Annotated in this window: 1 protein-coding gene; it reads right to left on the bottom strand. The window is 68.0% G+C overall.

What is annotated here, in order from left to right; translation table 11 throughout:
• Positions 1 to 3887, bottom strand: a 3887-nt coding sequence (locus FZ029_RS32660) for a calcium-binding protein (protein WP_149274354.1), incomplete at its 3' end; no start/stop codon positions are given.
• Between the last annotated feature and the right edge of the window lie 297 nt (positions 3888 to 4184).

Genomic DNA, 4184 nt, shown 5'->3' with positions numbered 1-4184 from the left:
GTCACCACGAAGCCGCCGTCCTTCAGCGCCGTGATGAAAGGCCGCCCCTGGTCGTATGTGGTCGTGCTGTTGACCGTGAAGGTGCCGCCGACCGCATTGCCCTGCGCATCGTAGCGCCGGGCCATCACATCTGCGCCGGCGTAGAGATATTGCGACGACCACGCCATAACACTTCCGCCGTTCGCAAGAGCGGCGATCAAGATCCATTCGCCAGGGAGAGCCCCCGCGACCTTGCTTTGTGCCTGCACACCCAAACTGGTGGCAATACCGCCAAATGGAGGCGGAGCGACCACTTCAACCCCAACGGTAGATATGGCTATTCCGCCTTTGCCATCAGAGACGGTGTATTGAAAGCCAGCGGTTCCACTGAAACCTAAGGCCGGGGTGAAAATGATGTTGCCTTGACCATCGAACTCCACAGTTCCGTGATTGGCATTGCTCACGCCCATAACCGTCAGCGTGTCATGCGCATCGGGGTCAAGGTCGTTCGCAAGCAGTCGAGATGGTGAGATCACCAGCTTTTTGCCAAGCGTGGTCTGAAACGCGTCTGTATTTGCAACTGGTACGTCATTCTTGCCCTGCACGGTGACGCTCAGCGTGTGGGCCGTGGTCGCGGTGCCGTCGGTCACACCATAACCGAAGGTCAGCGTGGCGCTTTCCCCCGCAGCCAGATCATTGAACTGAGCCGGGTCGATGGTCAGCGCCGAGCCGTTGCGCGTCACGCTCACCGCCCGCCCGCCGATCTGGCTGAAGCCCGTCACCGACAGCACCTCGCCCTGGTCCGGATCACTCGCCCCCTGCAGCAGGGTCACCACCAGCGCCGCTGCATCCTCGTCGGTCACCGCAGCCACCGGTCCGCTCACCACCGGCGCATCGTTGCGTCCGGCAATCGTCACCGTCAGCGTCCGAGCCGTCGCGTCGCTGCCGTCCGACACCGCATAGGCGAAGGTCAGGGCGGCACTCTGCCCCGCCGCCAGCCAGCCGAACTGGGCCGGGTCCAGCCCCAGCACGCCATTGCTCACGCTCACCATCGCCGCCGGCCCGCCGGTCTGGCTCAGCCCCGTCACCGACAGCGGGCTGCCCTCGAAGTCGAAGGCCCCTTGCAGCAAATCCACCGACAGCACCGCCGCGTCCTCATCGGTGGCCGCCGTCAGGTTGCCCGGCAGCAGCGGCGCGTTGTTGGCGTCCAGCCGCAGCAGCGCGTCGGCGAACTGCACCCACTCCACCCCCTGCAGCGTGTCGGTGCCCTCGCCAGACGCCATCGCCTGGATCGTCCAGTCGGAGCCGACCTTCGCCGCCACATAGTCGCGCACGCTGCCGGAGTAGACCGCGGTGTCGCTGCCCGCCCCGCCGACCAGCGTGTCGTTGCCGCCCCGACCCTCTAGCACGTCGTTGCCGGCACCGCCGTCCAGCCGGTTGGCGCCACCGTCACCGCGCAGTGTGTCGTTGCCAGCCCCGCCGGTCAGATGCTCGATCGACAGCAGCACGTCGCCCGCGGCGTCACCCACCGTGCCGCTGCCGCTGGCGAGGTCCACCGCCACCGCCGCGGCCGAGGCGGCGTAGCTGGCGGTGTCGCTGCCCGAGCCGCCATCCAGCGTGTCGGACCCGGCTCCGCCGATCAGGGTGTCATTGCCGGCCCCGCCCGTCAGGCTGTCGGCTCCCGCCCCGCCGTCGAGAAGGTTGGCCCCGGCATCGCCCGCCAGCGTATCGGCGAAGCCCGAGCCGGTCAGGTTCTCGATCGACAGCAGCACGTCGCCGGCTGCATCGCCCGCCGTACCGACGCCGCCCGCCAGATCGACCACGACGCCGGCCGCAGCCGTCGCATAGCTGGCGGTGTCGGTTCCCGTTCCGCCGTCCAGCGTGTCGGCCCCGGCTCCACCAATCAGCGTGTCGTTGCCCGCTCCCCCCGACAGGCTGTCATCACCGCCGGCCCCGGCCAGACGGTTGGCCAGATCGTTGCCAGTGCCGGTGAACGGGCCACTGCCGGTGTAGGTCAGCAGCTCGACATTGGCGCCCAGCGCGTAGACCGACAGGCTGGTGCGGACCTCGTCGCTGCCCTGGCCGGCCAGCTCCGTCACCACGTCGCCGGTGTCGTCGACAATGTAGACGTCATTGCCGGCCCCGCCGGCCATGCTGTCGGCGCCCAGCCCGCCGTCCAGGACGTTGGCGCCGCTGTTGCCGGTCAGCACGTTGTTCAGCTCGTTGCCGGTGGCGCTGATCGCCGCCGAGCCGGTCAGCGTCAGGTTCTCGACATTGGCGCCCAGGGTCCAGCTGACCGAGGCGCTGACCGTGTCGGTGCCCTCGCCCTCCAGTTCGACCACCACGTCACCCGCGTTGTCGACGACATAAAGGTCGTTGCCGCTGCCGCCGATGAGGGTGTCGGCCCCGCCGCCGCCGTTCAGCGTGTCGTCGCCCTCCAGACCGGTCAGCAGGTTGGCGGCACCATTGCCGGTGATCGCATTGTTGGCCGCGTTGCCGGTGCCGGAGATGGCGGCCGAGCCGGTCAGCGTCAGGTTCTCGAAGTCGGCCAGCAAGGTGTGGCTGATCGAGCTCTGCACGGTGTCGATGCCCTCGCCCGGCAGTTCGATCAGCACATCGCCGATGTTGTCGATGACATAGGTGTCGTTTCCGGCCCCGCCGATCAGGGTGTCGGCCCCCGCCCCGCCGTTCAGCGTGTCGTTGCCGTCCAGGCCGATCAGGACATTGTCCGCTGCCGTGCCGGTCAGGCTGTTGTCGAGGTCGTTGCCGGTGCCGGTGAGGGCGCCACCGGTCAGCACCAGCGCCTCGACATTGGCGCCCAGCGTGTAGTCGATGGCGCTGCGTACCGTGTCGCTGCCTTCGCCGGCCAGTTCGACCACCTGGTCACCGGCTTGGTCGACGATGTAGGTGTCGTTGCCGCTGCCGCCGATCAGGCTGTCCGCCCCCGCACCGCCATCGAGCCAGTCGTTGCCGGCAGCCCCCGCCAACGTGTCGTCGCCCGCCCCGCCGCGCAGGGTGTCGTTGCCGGCGCTGCCGGTGCCGGAGAAGCTGCCGGTACCGGTGTAGGTCAGCACCTCGACATTGGCCGCCAGGGTGAAGGCGGACAGCGAGGTCCGCACCTCGTCGATGCCCTCGCCGACGGCCTCCACCACCAGATCGGCCGCATCGTCGATGATGTAGACGTCGTTGCCGGCCCCACCGACCAGCGTGTCGAGACCCAGCCCGCCGGCCAGGGTGTCGTTGCCCGCTCCGCCCTGGAGGCGGTTGTCCAGCTCGTTGCCGGTGCCGCTGAAGGCGCCGGTGCCGGTGAAGGTCAGCGACTCGATGTTGGCGCCGAGGGTATAGGCGGTGAGCGTGGTGCGGACCTCGTCGGTCCCTTCGCCGGACAGTTCGATGACGACGTCGCCGCTGTCGTCGACGAGATAGACGTCGTCACCCAGCCCGCCGACCAGGGTGTCGGCGCCCAGGCCACCATCGAGCGTGTCGTTGCCGTCCAGGCCGACCAGGCTGTCGGCCCCGGCGCCACCGGTGAGGCGGTTGTCGAGGGCGTTGCCAGTGCCGGCGAAGGCGGCCGAGCCGGTGTAGGTGAGGTGCTCGACCCCATCGGCCAGAGTATAGGCGGCGAGGTCGGTGCGGACCTCGTCGGTGCCGTCTCCCGCCGCCTCGACGATCTGGTCGAGCGGGTTGGTGATCAGGTAGAGGTCGTCGCCGCTGCCACCGGCCAGGGTGGCGCCAACCACCGCATCGGCTGGGCCGCCGCTCAGAGTGTCGTTGCCGGTCCCGCCGAACAAGCTGTCGGCGCCCCCGGCACCATCGAGGCGATCATCGCCATCCAGACCGTACAGCGCGTCATCGGCCAAGCCACCGATGATCGTATCGTTCCCACTGGTACCCGTCAGGATGGACATCGGACAGCGCTCCCCCAAGCGATTGGAGAGTTAGCTGTACGAATGGACCGCACATGAAGTCAATTCTTGCCTGAGTTGAGCAAGATGATGTTGCTCATCCGCTGGTCTGCTGTTCGCTCGATGGGAAGATGGCTGGTGCCTGGGACGAGCGGGGGGAGACCTGAGTCTCCCCCCATTGCCGGTTCAGAGCGTCACGAACCAAGCGCTCGATACCGCGGCAGGCTGGATGCCGACCAGAGTGACGATGTCGCTGGTGCCATAGACGATCACCGCGTCGCCATTGGCGTTGGTGTCCAC

The organism is Azospirillum sp. Sh1 (assembly GCF_008365135.1).
Taxonomy (GTDB): Bacteria; Pseudomonadota; Alphaproteobacteria; order Azospirillales; family Azospirillaceae; genus Azospirillum; species Azospirillum oryzae.
This window is presented reverse-complemented; position numbering and strand designations above follow the sequence as displayed.